Source organism: Bacillus sp. VA15 (genome assembly GCF_055721145.1).
Genome location: NZ_JBVQPQ010000035.1, coordinates 1 through 443 on the forward strand (window position 1 = coordinate 1; position 443 = coordinate 443).

General features: G+C 47.4%; 2 tRNA genes and 1 rRNA gene. All 3 read left to right on the top strand.

From position 1 onward, the window contains the following. Window positions 1–52: ribosomal RNA gene (locus tag AC0DBE_RS21610) — 16S ribosomal RNA — on the top strand; the annotation flags it as partial. A gap of 101 nt (window positions 53–153) precedes the next feature. Further along, window positions 154–230: transfer RNA gene (locus AC0DBE_RS21615), tRNA-Ile, on the top strand. A gap of 11 nt (window positions 231–241) precedes the next feature. Then, window positions 242–317: transfer RNA gene (locus AC0DBE_RS21620), tRNA-Ala, on the top strand. Window positions 318–443: the final 126 nt, after the last annotated feature.

Genomic DNA, 443 nt, shown 5'->3' on the forward strand with positions numbered 1-443 from the left:
GAAGTCGTAACAAGGTAGCCGTATCGGAAGGTGCGGCTGGATCACCTCCTTTCTAAGGATATTTACGGAATATAAGACCTTGGGTCTTATAAACAGAACGTTCCCTGTCTTGTTTAGTTTTGAAGGAACTTTGTTCCTTGAATAAGTTAAGATGGGCCTGTAGCTCAGCTGGTTAGAGCGCACGCCTGATAAGCGTGAGGTCGGTGGTTCGAGTCCACTCAGGCCCACCATCTTAAATAATGGGGCCTTAGCTCAGCTGGGAGAGCGCCTGCTTTGCACGCAGGAGGTCAGCGGTTCGATCCCGCTAGGCTCCACCAACGTGTTCTTTGAAAACTAGATAACAGTAGACATCACATTCAATTAGTAAGACAAGATATCACATAGTGATTCTTTTTAACGGTTAAGTTAGAAAGGGCGCACGGTGGATGCCTTGGCACTAGGAG